The 19,058-nt window shown below is 47.6% G+C and carries 16 protein-coding genes and 6 tRNA genes; all 22 read left to right on the forward strand.

Translation table 11 applies throughout. The features are described from left to right. Window positions 1-3 precede the first annotated feature (3 nt). The 22 genes from TX77_RS11595 to TX77_RS11700 all read left to right on the forward strand — a co-directional run bounded on the left by TX77_RS11595 (window position 4) and on the right by TX77_RS11700 (window position 19,027). Window positions 4-78: transfer RNA gene (locus TX77_RS11595), tRNA-Gly, on the forward strand. 5 nt (window positions 79-83) lie between these two features. Then, window positions 84-159 (forward strand) — tRNA-Asn (locus tag TX77_RS11600). A 3-nt stretch (window positions 160-162) separates the two neighbouring features. Then, window positions 163-237 (forward strand) — tRNA-Gln (locus tag TX77_RS11605). A gap of 4 nt (window positions 238-241) precedes the next feature. Next, a tRNA-Lys gene (locus TX77_RS11610) sits at window positions 242-317 on the forward strand. 15 nt (window positions 318-332) lie between these two features. Next, window positions 333-408: transfer RNA gene (locus TX77_RS11615), tRNA-Glu, on the forward strand. Between the two features lie 3 nt (window positions 409-411). Continuing rightward, window positions 412-487 (forward strand) — tRNA-Val (locus TX77_RS11620). Between the two features lie 208 nt (window positions 488-695). Further along, a complete protein-coding gene (locus tag TX77_RS11625; protein WP_230198141.1) occupies window positions 696-1,754 on the forward strand; it encodes a hexokinase family protein in 1,059 nt (352 codons plus the stop codon). After that, window positions 1,696-1,935, forward strand: a complete 240-nt coding sequence (locus TX77_RS14205) for a hypothetical protein (RefSeq protein WP_044505254.1) — start codon at window positions 1,696-1,698, stop codon at window positions 1,933-1,935. The genes TX77_RS11625 and TX77_RS14205 overlap by 59 nt, the downstream gene beginning before the upstream one ends. A gap of 109 nt (window positions 1,936-2,044) precedes the next feature. Continuing rightward, window positions 2,045-2,824 (forward strand): MurR/RpiR family transcriptional regulator, encoded by a 780-nt coding sequence (locus tag TX77_RS11635; protein ID WP_044505255.1) that lies wholly within the window; start codon window positions 2,045-2,047, stop codon window positions 2,822-2,824. A 201-nt stretch (window positions 2,825-3,025) separates the two neighbouring features. Further along, window positions 3,026-5,188: an alpha-glucoside-specific PTS transporter subunit IIBC gene (locus TX77_RS11640; RefSeq protein ID WP_044505256.1), complete on the forward strand. Its 2,163-nt coding sequence runs from the start codon at window positions 3,026-3,028 to the stop codon at window positions 5,186-5,188. A 9-nt stretch (window positions 5,189-5,197) separates the two neighbouring features. Next, window positions 5,198-6,865: a glycoside hydrolase family 13 protein gene (locus TX77_RS11645; RefSeq protein WP_044505257.1), complete on the forward strand. Its 1,668-nt coding sequence runs from the start codon at window positions 5,198-5,200 to the stop codon at window positions 6,863-6,865. 11 nt (window positions 6,866-6,876) lie between these two features. Continuing rightward, on the forward strand, window positions 6,877-7,656 hold the full coding sequence (locus TX77_RS11650) for an HAD-IIB family hydrolase (protein WP_044505258.1): 780 nt from the start codon (window positions 6,877-6,879) through the stop codon (window positions 7,654-7,656). Window positions 7,657-7,673: 17 nt separating this feature from the next. After that, window positions 7,674-9,083 (forward strand): S-layer homology domain-containing protein, encoded by a 1,410-nt coding sequence (locus TX77_RS11655; protein WP_044505259.1) that lies wholly within the window; start codon window positions 7,674-7,676, stop codon window positions 9,081-9,083. 254 nt (window positions 9,084-9,337) lie between these two features. Then, window positions 9,338-9,625: a hypothetical protein gene (locus TX77_RS11660; protein ID WP_044505260.1), complete on the forward strand. Its 288-nt coding sequence runs from the start codon at window positions 9,338-9,340 to the stop codon at window positions 9,623-9,625. A gap of 244 nt (window positions 9,626-9,869) precedes the next feature. Continuing rightward, complete coding sequence (locus TX77_RS11665; RefSeq protein ID WP_044505261.1) at window positions 9,870-10,640, forward strand: DeoR/GlpR family DNA-binding transcription regulator; 771 nt, start codon at window positions 9,870-9,872, stop codon at window positions 10,638-10,640. 9 nt (window positions 10,641-10,649) lie between these two features. Then, window positions 10,650-11,870: a four-carbon acid sugar kinase family protein gene (locus TX77_RS11670; RefSeq protein ID WP_044505262.1), complete on the forward strand. Its 1,221-nt coding sequence runs from the start codon at window positions 10,650-10,652 to the stop codon at window positions 11,868-11,870. A 336-nt stretch (window positions 11,871-12,206) separates the two neighbouring features. Next, window positions 12,207-13,190 carry a 4-hydroxythreonine-4-phosphate dehydrogenase PdxA gene (gene pdxA / locus TX77_RS11675; protein WP_044505263.1) on the forward strand — a complete coding sequence of 328 codons (984 nt, stop codon included), beginning with the start codon at window positions 12,207-12,209 and terminating at the stop codon, window positions 13,188-13,190. A 33-nt stretch (window positions 13,191-13,223) separates the two neighbouring features. Next, window positions 13,224-14,102: a 4-hydroxy-tetrahydrodipicolinate synthase gene (gene dapA, locus TX77_RS11680; protein ID WP_044505264.1), complete on the forward strand. Its 879-nt coding sequence runs from the start codon at window positions 13,224-13,226 to the stop codon at window positions 14,100-14,102. A gap of 22 nt (window positions 14,103-14,124) precedes the next feature. Beyond that, entirely contained in the window at window positions 14,125-15,102 is a 978-nt protein-coding gene (locus tag TX77_RS11685) for a hydroxyacid dehydrogenase (RefSeq protein ID WP_044505265.1), read from the forward strand. 186 nt (window positions 15,103-15,288) lie between these two features. Then, window positions 15,289-16,596 (forward strand): MFS transporter, encoded by a 1,308-nt coding sequence (locus TX77_RS11690; protein ID WP_044505266.1) that lies wholly within the window; start codon window positions 15,289-15,291, stop codon window positions 16,594-16,596. Between the two features lie 99 nt (window positions 16,597-16,695). Then, entirely contained in the window at window positions 16,696-17,850 is a 1,155-nt protein-coding gene (locus tag TX77_RS11695; RefSeq protein WP_154651923.1) for an amidohydrolase family protein, read from the forward strand. A 28-nt stretch (window positions 17,851-17,878) separates the two neighbouring features. After that, the gene (locus tag TX77_RS11700) at window positions 17,879-19,027 is read left to right on the forward strand and encodes an iron-containing alcohol dehydrogenase (RefSeq protein WP_044505268.1); all 1,149 of its coding nucleotides are present in this window, start codon (window positions 17,879-17,881) and stop codon (window positions 19,025-19,027) included. Window positions 19,028-19,058: the final 31 nt, after the last annotated feature.

Here is a 19,058-nt window from a genome sequence, read left to right on the forward strand (position 1 = left end):
CATGCGGAAGTAGCTCAGTGGTAGAGCACCACCTTGCCAAGGTGGGGGTCGCGAGTTCGAGCCTCGTTTTCCGCTCCATTTATTCCTCAATAGCTCAGTTGGTAGAGCAATCGGCTGTTAACCGATTTGTCGTAGGTTCGAGTCCTACTTGAGGAGCCATACAGGGGTGTCGCCAAGCGGTAAGGCAACGGACTCTGACTCCGTCATGCGTAGGTTCGAATCCTACTACCCCTGCCAGTATGATCCACTAGCTCAGTTGGCAGAGCACCTGACTTTTAATCAGGGTGTCCCGAGTTCGAATCTCGGGTGGATCACCACAATCCACATTACGTGGCCCCTTGGTCAAGTGGTCTAAGACATCGCCCTTTCACGGCGAGAACATGGGTTCAAATCCCGTAGGGGTCACCACATGGGCGATTAGCTCAGCTGGGAGAGCGCCTGCCTTACAAGCAGGATGTCAGCAGTTCGATCCTGTTATCGCCCACCAAATTTTATTCAGGGACAGTGCATGAATGATATCTTCATGCACTGTCCCTTTTCTTGTATTATGATGGGGTGTACCGAAGTTCACAATATGTACCACCGTCCAAGGCGGTTTCATGGGAACAAAACGGCCCTTGTCGGTTGTATTCCCGATGCATTTCCTTTATGATGGAGGCATAGATGTTTAACGTACAGACAGGAGGCCTACAGCAATGGCAGATACGATAAAGGACTTTAAGACGATGCAGCAGAAATTGAATTTAGACGGCGCCGATTTATGCCGCTTGGCTCAGGATTTTCGCCGGACGGCGGAAGATGCCCTGGCCGGTAAAAAGAGCTCTCTTTCGGCCCTGCGTACCTATTTGGGACTCCCGACGGGATTGGAAACGGGGACCTTCATGGCTCTTGATTTCGGCGGGACCAATGTCCGGGCTTCACGTATCACCTTATCCGGCGCAGATGGATTTACGATTGAAACCAAGGTATCGAAGCCTTTAAGAGGTGACGCTTATGACTACACGACTTCGTCGACGACGGCAGAGGCCTTGTTTGACTTCATCGCCAATATCGTAAAAGAAGCGGCCGGCGGCAATGAGCCCTATAAGTTGGGATTTACCTTTTCCTTTGCCGTCAATCAGACGTCAGCCAAAGATGCCAGCCTCATCGCCTGGTCGAAAGAAATCGATGTCCCCGGTGTTGCCGGTAAGTCGATCAACGGTCTTCTTAAGGAAGCCCTCGTTCGCAATGGAATGGACCGTATTGAACCGGTGGCCCTGTTGAACGATACGACAGCGACCCTCTTGTCGTCTGTCTATCAGCATAATCCGGCCCAGATCGGCATCGTCTGCGGTACAGGCTTCAATATGTGTTATTATGAACCGGCACTTTCGATGATCGTCAACTTAGAAGCCGGGGGTTTTTCGGGAGGACCGCGTACCGATTGGGATCGCCGTGTCGACGAAGAATCGCAGCAGCCCGGAGATCATTGTTTTGAAAAGATGATTGGCGGCCGTTACTTGAACGAGCTCTTCCGCGTCATGGTGATGGATTATTTGGATCGCGACGATGTTCCCCGTTTTACGACGCGCTGTATGAATGAACTTTTCTCCGGTGAAAAGACGGTCCGCGACGTTCTCGGCTTTGACGTGACGCCGGCCCAAAAAGAAGGCCCTCTGTGCCTTGGGCGGAGCTGTCTTTACGCGGGCAGCACAGATGATCGGCGCTGCCAGCTTCGGCATTCTCGGCCATTTGGCGGGAGAAGAAGAACTTAAGGAACAGGCCATTGCTATCGAAGGCAGCCTTGTCGAAAAAATCGCCGGCGTCCCCAGCGTTATTGAAGGGGCTGTCTGCCGTTCCTGCATGGGTCTCTCTGAAGGAACGCCGATTCACATTGTGCCCAACAGCCACGGCGCCTCCATCGGGGCCGCCATTGCTGCGGCTCTCTGCGTCTGATGCCGGTTCCCGACTCTTGACGCCCTTCCCCTAATTTTCTATAATAAAAGCATAATTCCGGCCCTTGCGGAAATCTCCGCAAGGGCTTTTTTGCAAGGGAGGAGCGGCCATGGCACTGGAGGAACTCATCAATGAACACCGACAAGAATTAAATAATACCGATATGGGTATCTGGAAGTATATCGTACAGCACCGGGCTGAGGTTCGCCGCAGTTCGATTCACGAATTGGCTCGAGCCTGCAATGTATCGACGACGACCATTGTCCGCTTTGCGCAAAAATTGGGCCTCGAAGGCTTTGGCGAATTCAAGCTGCTCCTCAAACGGGAACAGGCGAAATCCTTCGAGTATGATGCCCATACCTTGGAAGGGCTGAATCGATTTTATGCCCAAACCGTCGATAAGGTCTGCAATCTTAATTTTGATCGGGCCAGTTCCCTCATCCATGAAGCCAATCGGATTTTTACGTATTCTTCGGGCTATGTGCAAAATAACGTCGTTCAAGAACTGAAGCGCCTCTTCTTCTATGACAATATTTTGATTTACGATGTGCCGGCGCGGGAAGAATTCCGCAATCTTGTCCATTCCCTGACTAAGGACGACTTGTTTATCATTGTTTCTTTTTCCGGCGAATCGCCGGCCGTAACCGAATTGGGCCATCTCCTGAAGGCGCGGGATATTCCCTTTATTTCCGTTACCCGTCTGCAGGATAATACCCTGGCCTCGTTGTCGACGGTCAATTTCTATATTTCTCCGGGCCAGTTCCAACTCTACGATAAGGAAGAGGAACACGTCCCCTTCCAGTCTATGATGCCTTACTTTGTCCTCATCGAAGTCTGGTATGTCAATTACTGTATGTACTGTCATCGCCTGCGCCAAGGTGACGAATGATATGTACCAAAGTACGTATTTTGTACCAGATTACAGCCCCGTGCCGCAGTGCCGGAAAGCCGCGAAACTATTGTGTTCGCGGCTCTTTTTTTATATCCTGTTAGTAAAGATAGCTTCAAGGAATACATCGAATGACGTCTTCGCTATATGACCGAGAATGCTAAGGACTTATATTTTTATTTTAAACGGGAGGAAACTGTTATGACATTCAGCAAGGAACGCAGTATGCAGGAATTGCAGCGCTTTGGCGGCGCTATGTATACGCCGGTCATTTTATTTGCTTTCTTCGGCTTGACTGTTGCCGTGTCGATTATTTTCAGTAATACGGGACTCTTTGGCAGCTTAGCTGAAGAGGGGACCTTGTGGTACGATTTCTGGTACGTCGTCCAGCAAGGTGCCTGGACGGTATTTAAGCAGATGCCGATCCTCTTTGCCATCGCCGTTCCCATTGGTTTTGCCAAGAAAGAACAGGCACGCTGTGCCATGGAAGGCTTCGTCATTTATATGATTTTCAACTACTTCATTTCTGGCCTCTTGAGTCTCCACGGCAGTTATTTCGGCGTCGATTACAGTCAGGAAGCCGGAGCCGGTACGGGGCTGGCTATGATTGCTAACATCAAGACCTTGGATATGGGCATGCTCGGCGCCATCTTTATTGCCTGCATTTCTGCCTATCTCCACAATCGCTTCTATGATACGGAAATTCCCGACTGGCTCGGTATCTTCAAAGGTCCGGCTTTCGTCGTCGCCGTCGGCTTTTTGGTCATGCTGCCGACAGCCCTTCTCTTCTGCTATATCTGGCCGCCCATTCAGCACGGTATCGAACAGTTCCAGTTCTTCCTCAAGACCAGTGGTATCTTCGGTGTCTGGGCTTATACGTTCTCCGAGAAGATGCTCCTGCCGGCAGGCCTTCATCACTTCATTTACCTGCCCTTCATTTTTGGGCCGGCTGTCGTTGACGGCGGCATTCAGGCCTACTGGTTGGGACACATCAACGACTTTGCAACCAGTGCCCAGTCATTGCGGGATATGTTCCCTCAGGGCGGTTTTGCCCTTCACGGCAGCGGTAAAGTCTTCGGTCTTCCCGGTGCAGCCTTGGCCATGTATTACTGCGCCAAACCGGAAAAGCGTAAAAAGGTAGCAGCCCTCTTGATCCCGGCTACGATCACAGCCGTCCTCTGCGGCATTACCGAACCGATTGAATTTACCTTCTTGTTCGTCGCCCCTGTGTTGTACGTCGTCCATGCCGTTTTATCGGCGACGTTGTCGTCCATCCTCTACTTTATCGGCTTGTCTGGCAACTTTGGCGGCGGCCTCATCGATGCCTTCGTCCAAAACTGGATTCCCCTGTTCCGCTTCCACGCCGGGACGTATATCATGCAGATTGCCATCGGCCTCTGCTTTACCGCTATTTATTTCGTCGTTTTCCGTTTCTTGATCCTTCACTTCGACTTTAAGACGCCTGGGCGGACCGATGATGGTGAAGACGATAAATTGTTTACCAAGGCGGAATATAAAGCCAAGAAAGAAATGGAAAAGAAGGGCATTGCCGGTGGTGCCGATGCCTTGAAAGCTCAGGTCTTCCTCGACTGCCTCGGCGGTCCGGACAACATTCAGGAAGTCACCAACTGCGCGACTCGTCTGCGGGTCACGGTCAACGATCCGGATAAAGTTGCCGGGACGAGCAAGTTTACCAATGCCGGGGCCTTTGGCTTGGTGAAAAACGGCCGTGCCGTTCAGGTCATCGTCGGTCTGTCCGTGCCGAACGTCCGCAGCCATTTCGATGCCTTGCTGAAAGGCGATTATACGCCGATTGCTGAAACCGTGCCGACAGAACCGAAAGCGGCTGAATCGGATGGCACTAAGGCGGAACCCGTTGCTGCTGTCGCTTCTGTCGATGAAGATTCCCGCTCCATGCGGCTGAAAGCCTTCGTGTCCGGCGACCTCGTCGATATCAGCGAAGTCCCTGATGACGCCTTTTCTCAGATGATGATGGGCGACGGCGTAGCCATTAAGCCTTCCGGCGATACGATTGTGGCTCCGGCGGACTGCGTTGTGTCGATGATTATGGAAAGCTCCCTCCACGCCGTGGGCTTGGAACTGAGCAATGGCGCTGAAATCTTGATTCACATCGGTCTCGATACGGTCAATTTGAACGGTGAAGGCTTTACCCTCTTGACGGAACAGGATGCACAGGTAAAAGCAGGTGATCCCTTGATTCGCTTCGACCGCGATGTCATTGCTAAGGCCGGCTATGACGATATCGTCATCATGGCCGTTACCAATTCTCCGGAATATCCGCAGATGAAGAAAGAACCGGACCAGCCTGTCGTCGCTGGTGAAACACCGATTGTCATTTTCTAGGAGGTTTTTATGGATACGTTAAAATGGTGGCAGAAAACAGCAGTCTATCAGGTTTATCCCCGCAGCTTTCAGGATACGACAGGAAGCGGCGAAGGCGATATTCCCGGCATTACGCGTCATCTCGACTATTTAAAAGCCTTGGGCATCGGTGCGGTCTGGTTGACGCCGGTCTATCCGTCGCCCATGGTCGACAACGGCTACGATATCAGTGATTATACGGCCATCGACCGTCGCTACGGGACCCTGGCCGATATGGAAAAACTCATTGCTGAAGGCAAGAAGCGGGATATCCGCATCGTCATGGATTTGGTTTACAATCACACTTCGGACCGGCATGACTGGTTCCAAGAATCGAAACGGAGCCGGGATAACGATAAGGCTGACTGGTATATCTGGCGTGATGCCAAGGAAGACGGTTCGGCTCCGACGAACTGGCGGTCCATCTTCGGCGGTTCGGCCTGGACCTGGTGCGAAGAACGGCAGCAGTATTACCTGCATACCTTTGCCGTCGAACAGCCGGATCTGAATTGGGAAAACCCAGACGTCCGCCAGGCCTTGTATGACGCGGCCAACTTTTGGCTCGATAAAGGTGTCGGCGGTTTCCGTATCGATGCCATCGTCTATATCAAGAAGCCGGCTGTCTTTGAAGACGGCCCTGTCGATGGAGCTGACGGCTTGTCGTCGATCCATCAGATGATTGCCAATACGCCGGGTATCCTCGACTTTCTCCATGAATTTCGCAGCCAGGTCTTTGACGGTCACGATATCTTCACCGTCGCCGAAGCTAATGGGGTGGCACCGGAAGAGTTGCCCCAATGGGTCGGCGAAGACGGCGTTTTCAGTATGCTCTTTGAATTCAGCCATTCGAACGTGGAATTTACGGATGATGAAATTTGGTGCAAAGCCTCTTCGTGGCCGCTGACGAAGCTCAAAAAAGCACTGTCTGCCAGCCAAAGGGCGACGGCTGATAACGGTTGGTATCCGATTTTCTTTGAAAATCATGACCGCAATCGCTGTGTCAATCACTACTTCCCGGAGGGAACGGATACCCAAGCGGCGGCGAAAGCCATGGCGACGGTCTTGTTCGGGCTTCGGGGGACGCCTTTCATTTATGAGGGGCAGGAATTAGGCATGGCCAATACGGCGTTTGAACGGATTGAAGACTATAACGATATTTCGACTCATGGCCAGTATCAGATGGCTTTGGAGGAAGGTCTTGAACCGGCAGAAGCCCTGAAGGTCGTACAGTTCCACAGCCGGGACAATGCCAGGACTCCCATGCAGTGGACGACGGAGGCGCAGGCCGGATTTACGACGGGGACGCCGTGGCTTCCCGTTCATGACGACTTTGCCTCCTGCTGCGCTGAAGTTGAAGAAAAAGATGATCAATCGGTCCTTTCTTACTATCGTAAACTCCAGCATGAACGATTCCGGGGGGAAGCGTCGCAGATTTTGCTGCAGGGCAGCTATGAAGAACTCTTGGCTGACGATGAGTCCATCTACGCTTTTAAACGGACTTTGGGTAATCAGGCTGTCCTGATCCTGGTCAATTTCACGAATGATACGGTTCGTTATAATGTCGACCTTGTACAGGGCGCCTCGGTACTTATTGGGAATTTTGAAAATCCCCGGGCCGGTGAATTACGACCGGCAGAAGCCGTCATCTATCGTATATGAGGAGGAATATTATGTTAAAAGTTGCTGCCAGTGATTACGACGGGACTTTATTCCGAGACGATATCATTACAGCTGAAGATGCGGAAGCCGTTCGTCAGTGGCGGGCTGCGGGCCATAAATTCGGCGTCGTTTCCGGCCGTGACCACGGCATGCTTTGGCCCCAGCTCAAGCACTACGGTATTGAATATGACTATTTGGCCTGCAATAACGGAGGCCTTATCAGTGACGGACAGAATCGGGTCCTTTGGGAAGCCCGTATCGAGCCGGCCGTTTTAAAGAAAGCCAGTGAACTGCCTCTGGTCCGAAAATCTTTCCATTTCTCTTTTTCATCAGAAGACCGGACCTATCTTTGCCACGATATGGAGGGGACCTGGGTTTGGCGCGAGGCTGAACAGTGGGACTATACCTTGGTTCCTATTACAGAAGAGGATATAGAGCACTTGCCGCAGATCATTCATCAGTTTTCCTTAGGGTTTACGAACGCGGAAGATGCCCTGGCGGCTAGTGAGGAAGTCAACGCTAATTTTGGCAACGTGATTCATGCGTACCCCAATCGCTGCGCCGTCGATATTATTCCGGCTGACATCAGTAAGGAACAGGCCATTTCCCATACGCTCGCCCTCTTCGGGTGGGACGGCGCCGAAATCTTGGCCATTGGCGATGAAATCAACGACCTGCCCATGATTCAGGGCTACAACGGCTATACTGTTTCCACGGCCCGACCGGCCATTCAGGCTCAGGCCCGCAAAGTCTATGACAGCGTAGGGGCCATGCTGATCGATAACTTATAAGAAAAGAGGTCCTTACGATGTATTTTAATAAAAAAGCCTGTGCGGTCTTAGCGGCCTTGACGTTGGAACTGTCCGGCGCGGCATGGGCGGCATCGGCCGACAGTTTCTCCGATGTACCGAAAGACCATTGGTCCTATGAAGCCCTCGATTATCTGGCTCAGGAAGGGGTCATCGAAGGCATGGGCGACAATACCTTTGAAGGCGGCCGCACGATGACTCGCTATGAAGTGGCCAGCATCGTTGCCAAAGCCATGCAGAAGGGCGGCGGAAGCTTTGGCGATAAGGCGGTCCTTGAAAAGCTCCACGGTGAATATGCCGATGAAATCAGCATCCTCCGGCAACAGGTAGCGGCCAATACGAAGCAGATCGATCAGAATACGAAAGATATCGATGAACTGAAAAATGGTATTGCCGGCAAAATGGAACTCAGCGGTTTTGTCCGCGTCCAGTACGACCATGATAAATACAGTGGTCAGGTGCAGAATAACAGCGACCTGTACAAGGATAATAATCGCTTCTATATGAGCCTTAATGGGGCATATAAAGTAAACGACAACTGGAAGGCTAAATTCCAGTTAGAAAAAAATTCCTTCTACAACGGCGGTCACGACCATGAAAATGAATCGGGTTCATGGGCAGCTGACGGGAAAGACAAGGGCCGTGCCAAGCGCTGGTCCGGTCACGACGGGAATATCCAGCGTATCTGGGTCGAAGGGACGGATCCTAAGACCGGAGCTTGGATTAATATTGGCCGGGCATGGCGCGGTTTAGGGCAGCAAAACGTCCTCTTCGGAACCGAATCCGATGGTGTTCAAGTTGCCGTACCAATCAAGGGGACGAATCTGATGGCCAGTGGTTTTTGGATGGCTTCGACCGGGGCCGGCAACCACGAAAGTTGGTACGGCCTTGGCACGTGGGGGAATGTAGGGCCGCGAGCCGGCATCAACTTGGCTTATGCCCTCAACTCTAAGAATAAGGGAGACGTTTACGAAAAGAACACGACCCATCTTGAATCTTGGGGCGAAGAAACTGTCGATTACGATAAAGCCTACGTCTTAAGCGGCTGGTTTGACGTCTCAAAAGACGTCCGCTTCCTGGCCGACTATGTTCGTACTAATGCCGACTATCAAAACAGCAGTACCTTCCTGCGGCTGAACTACAAAGAAACGGACCTGAAGAAGCCGGGAACCTGGCAGGCCTATGCCCGTTGGTATCGCTATGGAACGAACGGTACCATTGCAGGCGACGATGAATGGGGCTCCCTGTTCTACAATGGCAGTGCCGGAAGTAAAGGCTGGATCCTGGGCTATAAATACGTTCCCTGGAAGAATATCGAATGGGAAACGCTGTACTCGAAACAAGAACAGATTTCTAACTCCGATAATAAGCGAACCCTCATCCGTACGCAGATGGACTTCCATTTTTAAAGTAGCAAGAAACGACTAAATGTTTTAGAAAATCCCCTGGGTAATGTGAACCGCCCCCCTAAAGTTGGACCTAAAAATCTAACTTTAGGGGAGGCACATCATACTGGCTCAGGGGACTTTTTGGTTATGGAATAGACTTTCTGATTATAATATTGCCATCTTATGGATAGGAGATATTTGAGATCCTTGGATTTCTTGAATAATCCGATTTTTATTCATCAGAATGCTGAGTTAGACAGAAAATAAGGTTTCGTTTGGATATAAATGAGACGAAAAAGTTTTCGTTGCATTTGCGTTTCTTTATTACTGATAATGCTGTTCGCATTACTTTGCCAGTCCTAGATGCGGTTCCTCAAATGACACAGGATGAATTGCTCGTCTTCAAGGTGTTGCCGGAAAATCGCCTCATGAGTCGAAAAGAAATCGAAGAGCAAACTCCATTCACGAGAGTTAAAGTAATACGTGTATTAAATGAACTGGTTCAAAAGAAGGCCATACGCAAGACTGGGGTGGGACGGGGAACGAAATATATGCGGGCATAAAAAATAAGCTGCTTCAGTGAAATCGTGTAAATGATATGCTCCTCTTCAAGAAACATGCGATTTTATTATTTCTCATGTCTACCCCGAAGTGGACATATCATACTTTTTTGTGCGAGGTCTGTTTTGCTATGTTTTCCTTCTTGACGCTTCTTTTCCCTCTTGATATAATTAAATAACACAAAACAACAAATATAAACAACGAATTGTGAGAGAACTATGTAAAGATGAACATGAGGTGAAGGATATGCTACCGGCAGAACGACGGCAATTTATTTTAAATGAATTGTATAAGAGTAAAGCCGTTACTGTAAACGACTTAGCACAACAACTGGACGTAACGACGATGACGATTCGTCGGGATTTACAGCATTTAGAAGAAGGAGGGCTCGTTGAAAAGAGTCATGGCGGAGCTGTTTTAGTGGAATCATCCGTAAAGGATGCCACGTATCGGAACCGAAAATTGGTCCATATCGATGAAAAGCGAAATATGGCAGCCGCAGCCCTGCCCATGATAGAATCGTCGATGAGCATTTATTTGGATGCCGGAACGACGAACTTTGAATTGGCTGAATTGATGACCAAACAGCACTGGGAGAGCCTGACAGTGGTTACCAATGACTTGGCGATTGCTCAAGTGTTAACACCTGTCATGGGGATATATGTCATTCTCTTAGGCGGGCATATTGACGTCGAATCCAATTCGACGTGCGGTGTCTTGGCGACTAATATGGTGCAGACCATGCACTTCGATATTTGCTTTTTGGGAACTCAGGCCATTACGCCAGATTGGCGCATTATGACGGCGAACGCTGAAAAAATCGATGTTAAACGGGCTTGTCTGCAAGCGTCCGATAAGGTGGTCCTCCTTGCCGATCATTCTAAGTTTAAGAAGCATAAACTCTATTATATTTTCGATATCTGGGAAGTTGACACCTTGATCAGTGATTATACGGCGACGGCTGAGGAACAAGGGCTGTTTGACGAGCATCAGGTAAACTTTATTCATGTGCAGTGAGGTGGTAGTATGCATCATTTTGTTATCATCGCCGATGATTTTACAGGGGCGAATGATACTGGTGTCCAGCTTTGTAAACGGGGCATTCCCGCTGATGTTATCCTGGATATAGATCAAATTGAAGATAATGAAAATAGTCTGGCTATTGATAGTGAAAGCCGCGTCGTATCGCCTCAAGAGGCTTATGACCGAGTTTATCATGCCGTGACGCAGGTAATGCGGCAAGGGGGGTGTCGCTTTTTGTACAAAAAAGTGGACTCGACCCTGCGCGGTCATTTGCAAGAAGAAATCCGTGCTGCTTTAGACAGTTATGGGCCGGAACGCATCATTTTTGCGCCGGCTTATCCCGAAATGGGACGGACGGTAGAACAAGGCCGTCTTTGCGTTCAGGGGACGCCGCTTCTCGATACGGAAATCGCCCGTGATCCGAGAAACCCTTTGGAAGAAGACAATGTTCAGAAGATCCTGTCGGCCTGCCTGACAGAACCCGTACTGCATTATGACTATCATGATCTGGCTGAGGGAGCGATTGCCTTGACGGGGCGAGCCTATTCCTTTGATACAAAGGAGCCGGCACAGTTGGAGCATATTGCTATGGCGGCCATGAAGACGGGAAAGAAAATCCTTTGGATCGGTTCAGCCGGTCTCGCTCAGGGGATATTACAGGTCAGTTGCCGGAGTCTTCCGGTATTGGCAGTCATCGGCAGCATTAGCAGCAAGACGATGGCGCAGATTGCATACTGTCGAGATAAGGGAGTGAATATCGTTTCTTTGGATATGAAAGAACTTTATGAAGTGCCGGGCACCGGTGACGTTATACAATCGGTTGTCTCACGTTTACAGGAAGGTCATAATGTCATTTTGACGGGAGCGGACTGCCGTCAGGCGTACGAAGATTTTGCTGCCTATGGTCGTGAAAAGGGGCTTTCTACGGATTCGCTGGCCGAGTTTACGAAACAAACCTTGAGTCAACTGGTGCCGGCTGTTTTAAAGGATGCCGCCGTAAGCGGACTGTTTTTGACGGGCGGAGATACGGCCATTGCTGTCACACGCCGGTTGGCAGCACACGGATCCCGGATTGAACGGGAACTTGTGCCCGGTTTTGTTCAAGGGAGACTGTTGGGCGGTGTTCGAAATGGCCTGCCCATTGTGACCAAGGCCGGAGCCTTTGGAACGGAAAAAGATATTTACAATTGTATAGAATCTTTAAGATATCTGCCGGAGCCGTGAATTTTCGGTGCATAGAAATCGTTAAAAGCCATTAGAATAGGTAAGGAATGTTGCCTATTCTAATGGCTTTTTTTGTTCTTATCTGTTCTATTATGTTAAAATATCATGATTTAAAGAGGCGGATAAATGGGGATAAAGCCACTGACTATCTAGCCTTAGCAATTGCTTTTTAAGAATTTTCAGCAAATTAAAAAGAAAAAACAATGATAAATAGGCATTGTTGACATTATAAAAAGTTGTTGACTTATTCGAACAAGTGAAATATAATTTAAACAACAAAAATAAACACATAACAACATAACAAAACAACGATGTTGTGATAAAGGAGGAGATACAGTGGCAAATAAATTTGTGGGCATCACCATGGGGGATCCGGCCGGAATCGGACCGGAGATTTCGCTCAAAGCCATAGATGCTAAAAAAGAGTATCAGCAGTCTGTATTGATCTACGGCAGCTATGATGTACTCCAATACTACCACCAACAGCTCCGCTTGACGACGCCGCTGGTACGTATTCAGAATATTCAAGAATTTCAGCCGGGAAAGATTAATGTTATCTCTGTTATAGACTTGGCCATCGGAAAAGATTTTGAAATCGGAAAGGTTTCTCCCGTTGCCGGAGATGCTGCTTACCGATATATCGAAAGAGCCATTTCGGATGCCTTGAAGGGTGACATCAAAGTCGTCACGACGGCGCCGTTAAATAAAGAAGCTCTTCATAAAGGCGGGCATCAATTTGACGGTCATACGGAAATCTTTGCAACCCTTACGGGCACCAAAGCCTATACCATGATGCTTTGGAGTGAAAAGATGTCGGTCGTTCATGTATCGACGCACTGTTCTCTGCGAGAAGCTTGTAATCGAGCAAAGAAAGCCAGAATTTTGGAATGTATCCATTTGGCTGATGGTGCGATGAAACAGTTAGGCGTTACGGAACCGAGAATTGCCGTTGCCGGACTCAATCCGCACAGTGGGGAAGCCGGAATCTTCGGACGTGAAGATATTGATGAAATCATACCGGCTATTGAAGAAGCAAAGAAAGAAGGACTTTGCGTGGACGGACCGGTTTCACCGGATACGGTTTTCTTGAAGGCTTACCGCGGTGTTTACGATATTGTCGTTGCCATGTATCACGACCAAGGACATATTCCGATGAAGCTGGTGGCCTTTGATTCCGGTGTCAATGTCACTTTAGGACTTCCCATCATTCGTACCTCCGTCGACCATGGTACGGCCTTTGACATTGCCGGTAAAGGCATCGCCAAGGCAGACAGTATGTGTTATGCCGTTGATTTAGGTAAACGTTTTGCAGATCATTAAATTTCTATAGATGCACAAAGGAGCGAATATATTATGTTTAAAGCAGAAGGTTTGATTACCCCCGTTGTTACGGCGTTGACAGAAAACGAAGAATTTAACAAAAAGGAATACCAGGCGTTCATCGATCATCTGATTAAAGCCGGCGTCCATGGTATTTTCCCCTTAGGTACGAACGGTGAGTTCTATGCATTTTCTTTCAAAGAAAAATTGGAAATCATTGAAGCTGCTGTGGAAGCCGTTCAAGGTCGGGTTCCCGTTTACGCCGGTACGGGCTGCGTTACGACGAAAGAAACGATCGAAATGTCGAAGGCTGTGCAGCAGATGGGCGGTATCGATTGCCTGTCCATCATCACGCCGTACTTTGTAAAAGCTTCTCAGGCTGACTTGATCGAACATTTCAGCGCTGTCGCGGAAGCCGTTGACCTGCCGATTCTGTTGTATAACATTCCGGCAAGAACGGGTAACGCCATTGACTGGAAGACGGTTAAAACCTTAGCAAAATATGAAAATATCATCGGTATTAAAGATTCGAGCGGCAATTTCGATAATATGCTGAAATATATTGAAAATACCGATCCTCGTCTCAATGTACTGGCCGGCAGTGATTCCCTGATTCTTTGGGCACTCATGGCAGGCGGCACGGGCGCCATTTCCGGCTGCTCCAATGTCTTCCCCGAACTGATGGTCAGCATCTATAACTACTGGAAAGAAGGCAACATCGAAAAAGCTAACGAATCGCAGAAGAAAATTCGCGCTTTCCGAGACGTCATGCAGATGGGTAATCCGAACTCTGTCGTAAAACTTGCGGTGAACATGCGCGGTTATCACGTAGGTCCGGCTCGTCAACCGTCGAACTGCACGGATCCGGCTATTAAAAAGGCCTTGGAAGATGTTTTTAAACTGTATGAATAATTGACGTAAGGAGATGTAATTCATGGCTAAAGTTGTAATTTCACATCGTCTGCACGACGATGGCATGGCTGTTCTTGAAAAGGCCGGTGTAGAGGTCGTTATTACAAATAGCGGCGACCCGAAGGTTATGCTTCCGGAATTGAAAGATGCTGATGGTGTTATCATTCGAATCGGTTCTATTGATCGGGAAACGATGGAACAGTGCCCGAAATTGAAAGTTATTGGACGACCCGGTGTCGGCGTTGACGATGTCGATGTTGAAGCTGCAACGGAACTCGGAATTCCCGTCGTCATTGCCCCAGGGGCCAATAGTCGTTCTGTTGCAGAACATGCGATGGCAATGATGTTTGCCTGCGCTAAAGATATGATTCGCAGTGACAAAGAAATGCGTAACGGTAACTTTGGCATTCGCAGCTCCTATAAAGCCTATGAGTTAGGCGGTAAAACTCTTGGTTTGTTGGGTTACGGCCATATCGGAAGTATTTTTGCCGGCATGGCTGCCGGAATTGGCATGAAAGTCTTGGTTTACGATCCGTTTATTAAACGAGAAGCGGTTGAGGCACAAGGCTATGGATATCGTGAAGATATGCATGATATCTTAAAGGAATCCGATGTCGTTTCCATCCATACCCCGCTGACGCCGCAAACGCGGAATATGATTGGGGAAGCGGAATTGCAGATGATGAAAAAAGATGGCATTTTGATAAACTGTGCTCGCGGCGGTATCGTTGACGAAGCTGCGCTGAATAAAGCGTTAGATGAAAACCGAATTCACAGTGCCGGGACTGATGTTGTCGTACATGAACCGATTGATCCGGCAGATCCTATTTTCCATCATGATAATATCGTTGTTACCCCTCATATGGCAGGACAGACGCGAGAAGCGGCTTCAGGTGTTGCAACCCTGGCGGCAGAAGGAACGGTAGCTGTTATAAACGGTCAAAAGTGGGATAAGGTATGCAATCCCAAAGCATACGACCATAAGCGATGGAACAAGTAAAAGGCTGATCTATACTGCTGCATATATAGCAAAAAGCATGAAAACATTGCATTTTTTGAGAATGGGCGTCCTCGGGTTATGCAATAATTCATGCTATACCAATAGTATAGCACGTTGATCTGGCCACACCAAATGAAAAACAATAGTTAATTCTATATTTAATAATAAGGAAGGTGTGACTTATAAATGGAAGAAATGATGAAAAAAACTAACGCACGCTGGAATATATTTTTTATGTTAGCTATTATTTGTACTATCAACTACATTGACCGTGCCGTTATTTCCGTATGTATGCCTCAGATTCAAGAAGAATTGAACTTTTCACCAGAAGTTGTTGGCGCTATTTTAAGTGCATTTTTTTGGGGATATGCATTGATGCAGATTCCTTGTGGATGGCTTTGTGACAGATTTAAACCGGGTAAGATTTTGCTGATTGGCGGTTTATGCTGGGGGATATTTCAAGCCATTACAGGGATTTTAAGTAGTAGTAAACTCTTTATGTTCATTCGCGTTTTGCTAGGTATTTCTGAAGCACCTATTTATCCAGCAGGCGCTAAGCTGCAATCTATATGGCTTCCTGTTACGGAACGCTCCAGAGGAAGTGCGCTCGTTGATGTCGGGTCCTCTTTGGGGAATGCTTTTGGGGCGCCGTTAGTTGCCTTGTTTGTTCTTTGGTTAGATGGATGGAGAGAGGCTTTGATTGCCATTGGGGCTTTAACTGCTGTTATTGTTATTATTTGTGGCCGACGGTTAATGTCGACACCGGATACAAATAAGCGGGTTAATCAAGCTGAACGTGATTATATTAAAAATGCACTGGAAGAAGAATGGAAAGCCAATCAGGCCGACAGTGTTGCTACAAAAGTCAAGGTGCGTTTAACGACATATTTTATGCATAAAGATTTTTGGGGAATGTGCTTTGGGTTCACTTGCGGTAATGCCATTGCCTATGGTTTGATGACCTGGGGACCAATGTATTTAGCAACTGTACACCATTTAGATATTAAAGGATTGGGCGGAGCTTTATTTATCATCTATGGCGTTAGTGTGCTTGGCGGTTTATTAGGTGGTACGATTACGGATACTTTGAAAAGAAAATTTGGGAAAGAACACTATAATAAGATTATGCATTACAACTTATTATTAATCGGGGTTATGACAGGCGGCGCCATGTTGTTGCTCAGTCAGTCTGACTCGCTTTACATGGCTATTGGCTGCATTACTGTCGCATTATTCTTCCAAAAATGGTCTGGGTGCTTGTACTGGACAGTTCCGGCTGCATTAGCACAGCGTGAAAATATTGGTACTGTTGGTGGCTGCATGAACTGTGTAGGCAATATTGGCGGAGCTATTATTCCTTTAATCATTGGGGCAATTGTTGGTTCCACGGGATCTTATTTCTTAGCACTCGTATTGTTTGCTTGCTTCGGTATTGGCATTGGACTGTTTTCCTTACTCATTAACTTTAAAAAGAAAATTGGTGTTGAAGCGTAGTACACTTTAGCTTAATGTAGTTTGCCATAAACGCCTCTCCGGCGACTTCTTGTTTGAAGGGGCTGGAGAGGATGTTTTATTAATGAAAAGGAGCGAAACATGATGGCTGAAACAATAGATGTTTTAATTAAAAATGGTAATGTTATTGATCCAGATGATAGAAAGATTTCTAAGCGATCCATTGCTATACGTAATGGCAAGATTGTAGACTATGATCCGGACGTAATTTATAATGTCAAAGATGAAATTGATGCGGAGGGTTATTATGTTAGTCCCGGATGGGTTGACTCTCATGTACATGTATTTAAAGAAGGAACCGAACCTGGTTTTGATGCTGATTTAAATTTGATTCCAATGGGCATTACCAGTGCCATTGATGGAGGCAGCTCGGGTGTCGGAAATTGGCCTATTTTCAAACGAAATGTGGTGGATAATTGTTATTTAAATATTTTCTATTCAGTGAATGTTTCTACGTCAGGGCAAATTACTGAAAGCTATCCTGAAAACGTCGATCCCAGATATTTTGATGAAGAAGGGCTTCGTCGCATTTTTCAAGCAGATCCTATTCATGCAAGAGGTTTGAAATTAAGATATGGTGAAGAGGTCGTAGAACCTTTTGGTCCGATTGTTTTGGATAAAACCATTGAATTAGCTGAAAAGTTGAAATGTTCAATTACTTTACATGTTACTAATGCAGCGAGCACAATGGAAGATATTGTAAATAAGTTGCGACCGGGGGATGTTGTTTGCCATATTTATCAGGGAAAGCAGAATACCATTATTGATGAAGATGGAAAGATTAATAAAGCTGTTTTTAATGCAAGGAAACGCGGTGTATATTTTGATTCAGCGGATGCAAGAATCAACCACTGCTATAGGGTCATTTATCCTGCAATAGAACAAGGCTTTTATCCCGATATTATCTCGACGGATATTACTAAGAATGGTTTGTTTAATAATATGTTATGGGGGCTTCCTGTGGTTTTGTCAAAATGGCTGAATTTAGGATTGCCGTTAATGGATGTTGTCACTGCATGCACTTTTAGCCCAGCAAAAATTCATAAACTGCCGTGGGGGATTGGTACATTAAAGTCTGGTGCAAACGGTAATGTAACGATATTCAGTGTAGAAGATCGCCCATTCCATTTAAAAAATAGAATGGGAGAAGAGTTTGATGGTGAAAAAATGATTATGCCACAAGCTACGATCGTTAATGGAAATCTTCGGTTTAAGAGTTTATATTTTCCGTTTTAAATAAGTATAAAAGGTGGAGGTAATAAACATGAAACAATGCCAATTAACGATTCCGGGCGTCGTTTATGCAGGTCCCGGCAGTGTTGAAAAAATCAGTGAAGTATTACAGCGAGAAAAGGCGCAGTCCGTCCTTCTCTTTACGGATAAAGGCGTTCGCGGCGCAGGTCTTACGAAACGAGTCGAAGAAATTTGCTCTTCTTTGAAGCTGACGGTCATTGATGATTTGGCGACAGAACCGTCTTATCAGGATGTTGAACGCGTCATTGCCGAAGTCAGCCAAGCCAATATCGATTTGGTCATTGGTGTCGGCGGCGGCAGCGTCATGGATGCGGCGAAGTTGGCCAGCATCGTTATCGGTGCCGAATACGGTGTCCGCGATTTGCTTAAGGACCCGACGATTGCCAAGAAATACATCAAATCGCTGATGATTCCGACGACGTGCGGTACCGGTTCTGAAGCGACCTGCAATTCGATTGTCGCCATTCCGGAAGAACAGTCGAAACAAGGGATTGTCAATAACTGCATGATTCCCGACTATGTCATTTTAGATGCCGAAATGATCCGTCATCTGCCGCCGAAGGTTTTGGCAGCTACCGGTGTCGACGCCTTAGCCCATGTCGTAGAATGCTTCACATCGAAGAAAGCGACGATTTTGAGCGATACCTATGGCATTGAAGGGGCCAAGAAAATTTTCCACAACATCCGGGAAGCCTTTGTAGATGGATCTGACATGGACGCCAAAACGGAAATGCTTATTGGTGCCTTTTATGGCGGCGTGGCCATTACCGGCTCGGGGACGACGGCTGTTCATGCCTTGTCCTACCCCTTGGGCGGGAAATATCACATTGCCCATGGTGTTTCCAATGCCATCCTCTTTACCCATGTCATGGAATTCAATAAGGATGCCTGCACGGATCGACTGGCTGCCCTTTGCGATGCGGTCTATCCGGAAAAATACGCTGAAACGGCAGATGCTAAAGCGGACTATATCATTTCCGAAATCAAAGATGTCGTAGAAAAAGTTCAGATTCCGACTAAATTGGAAGAATTCGGTGTTAAAAAAGAGGACCTCGATTTTCTGGTCAAGGCCGGAAGCCAGCAGACCCGACTCTTGGTCAACAACTGCAAAGAATTGTCTCTCGACGATATTCGCTTCCTCTATGAAAAATTGTTCTAACCTTGGCATATAAAAAGACCGCACGCAACCT

This window comes from Megasphaera massiliensis, assembly GCF_000455225.1.
GTDB lineage: Bacteria > Bacillota > Negativicutes > Veillonellales > Megasphaeraceae > Megasphaera > Megasphaera massiliensis.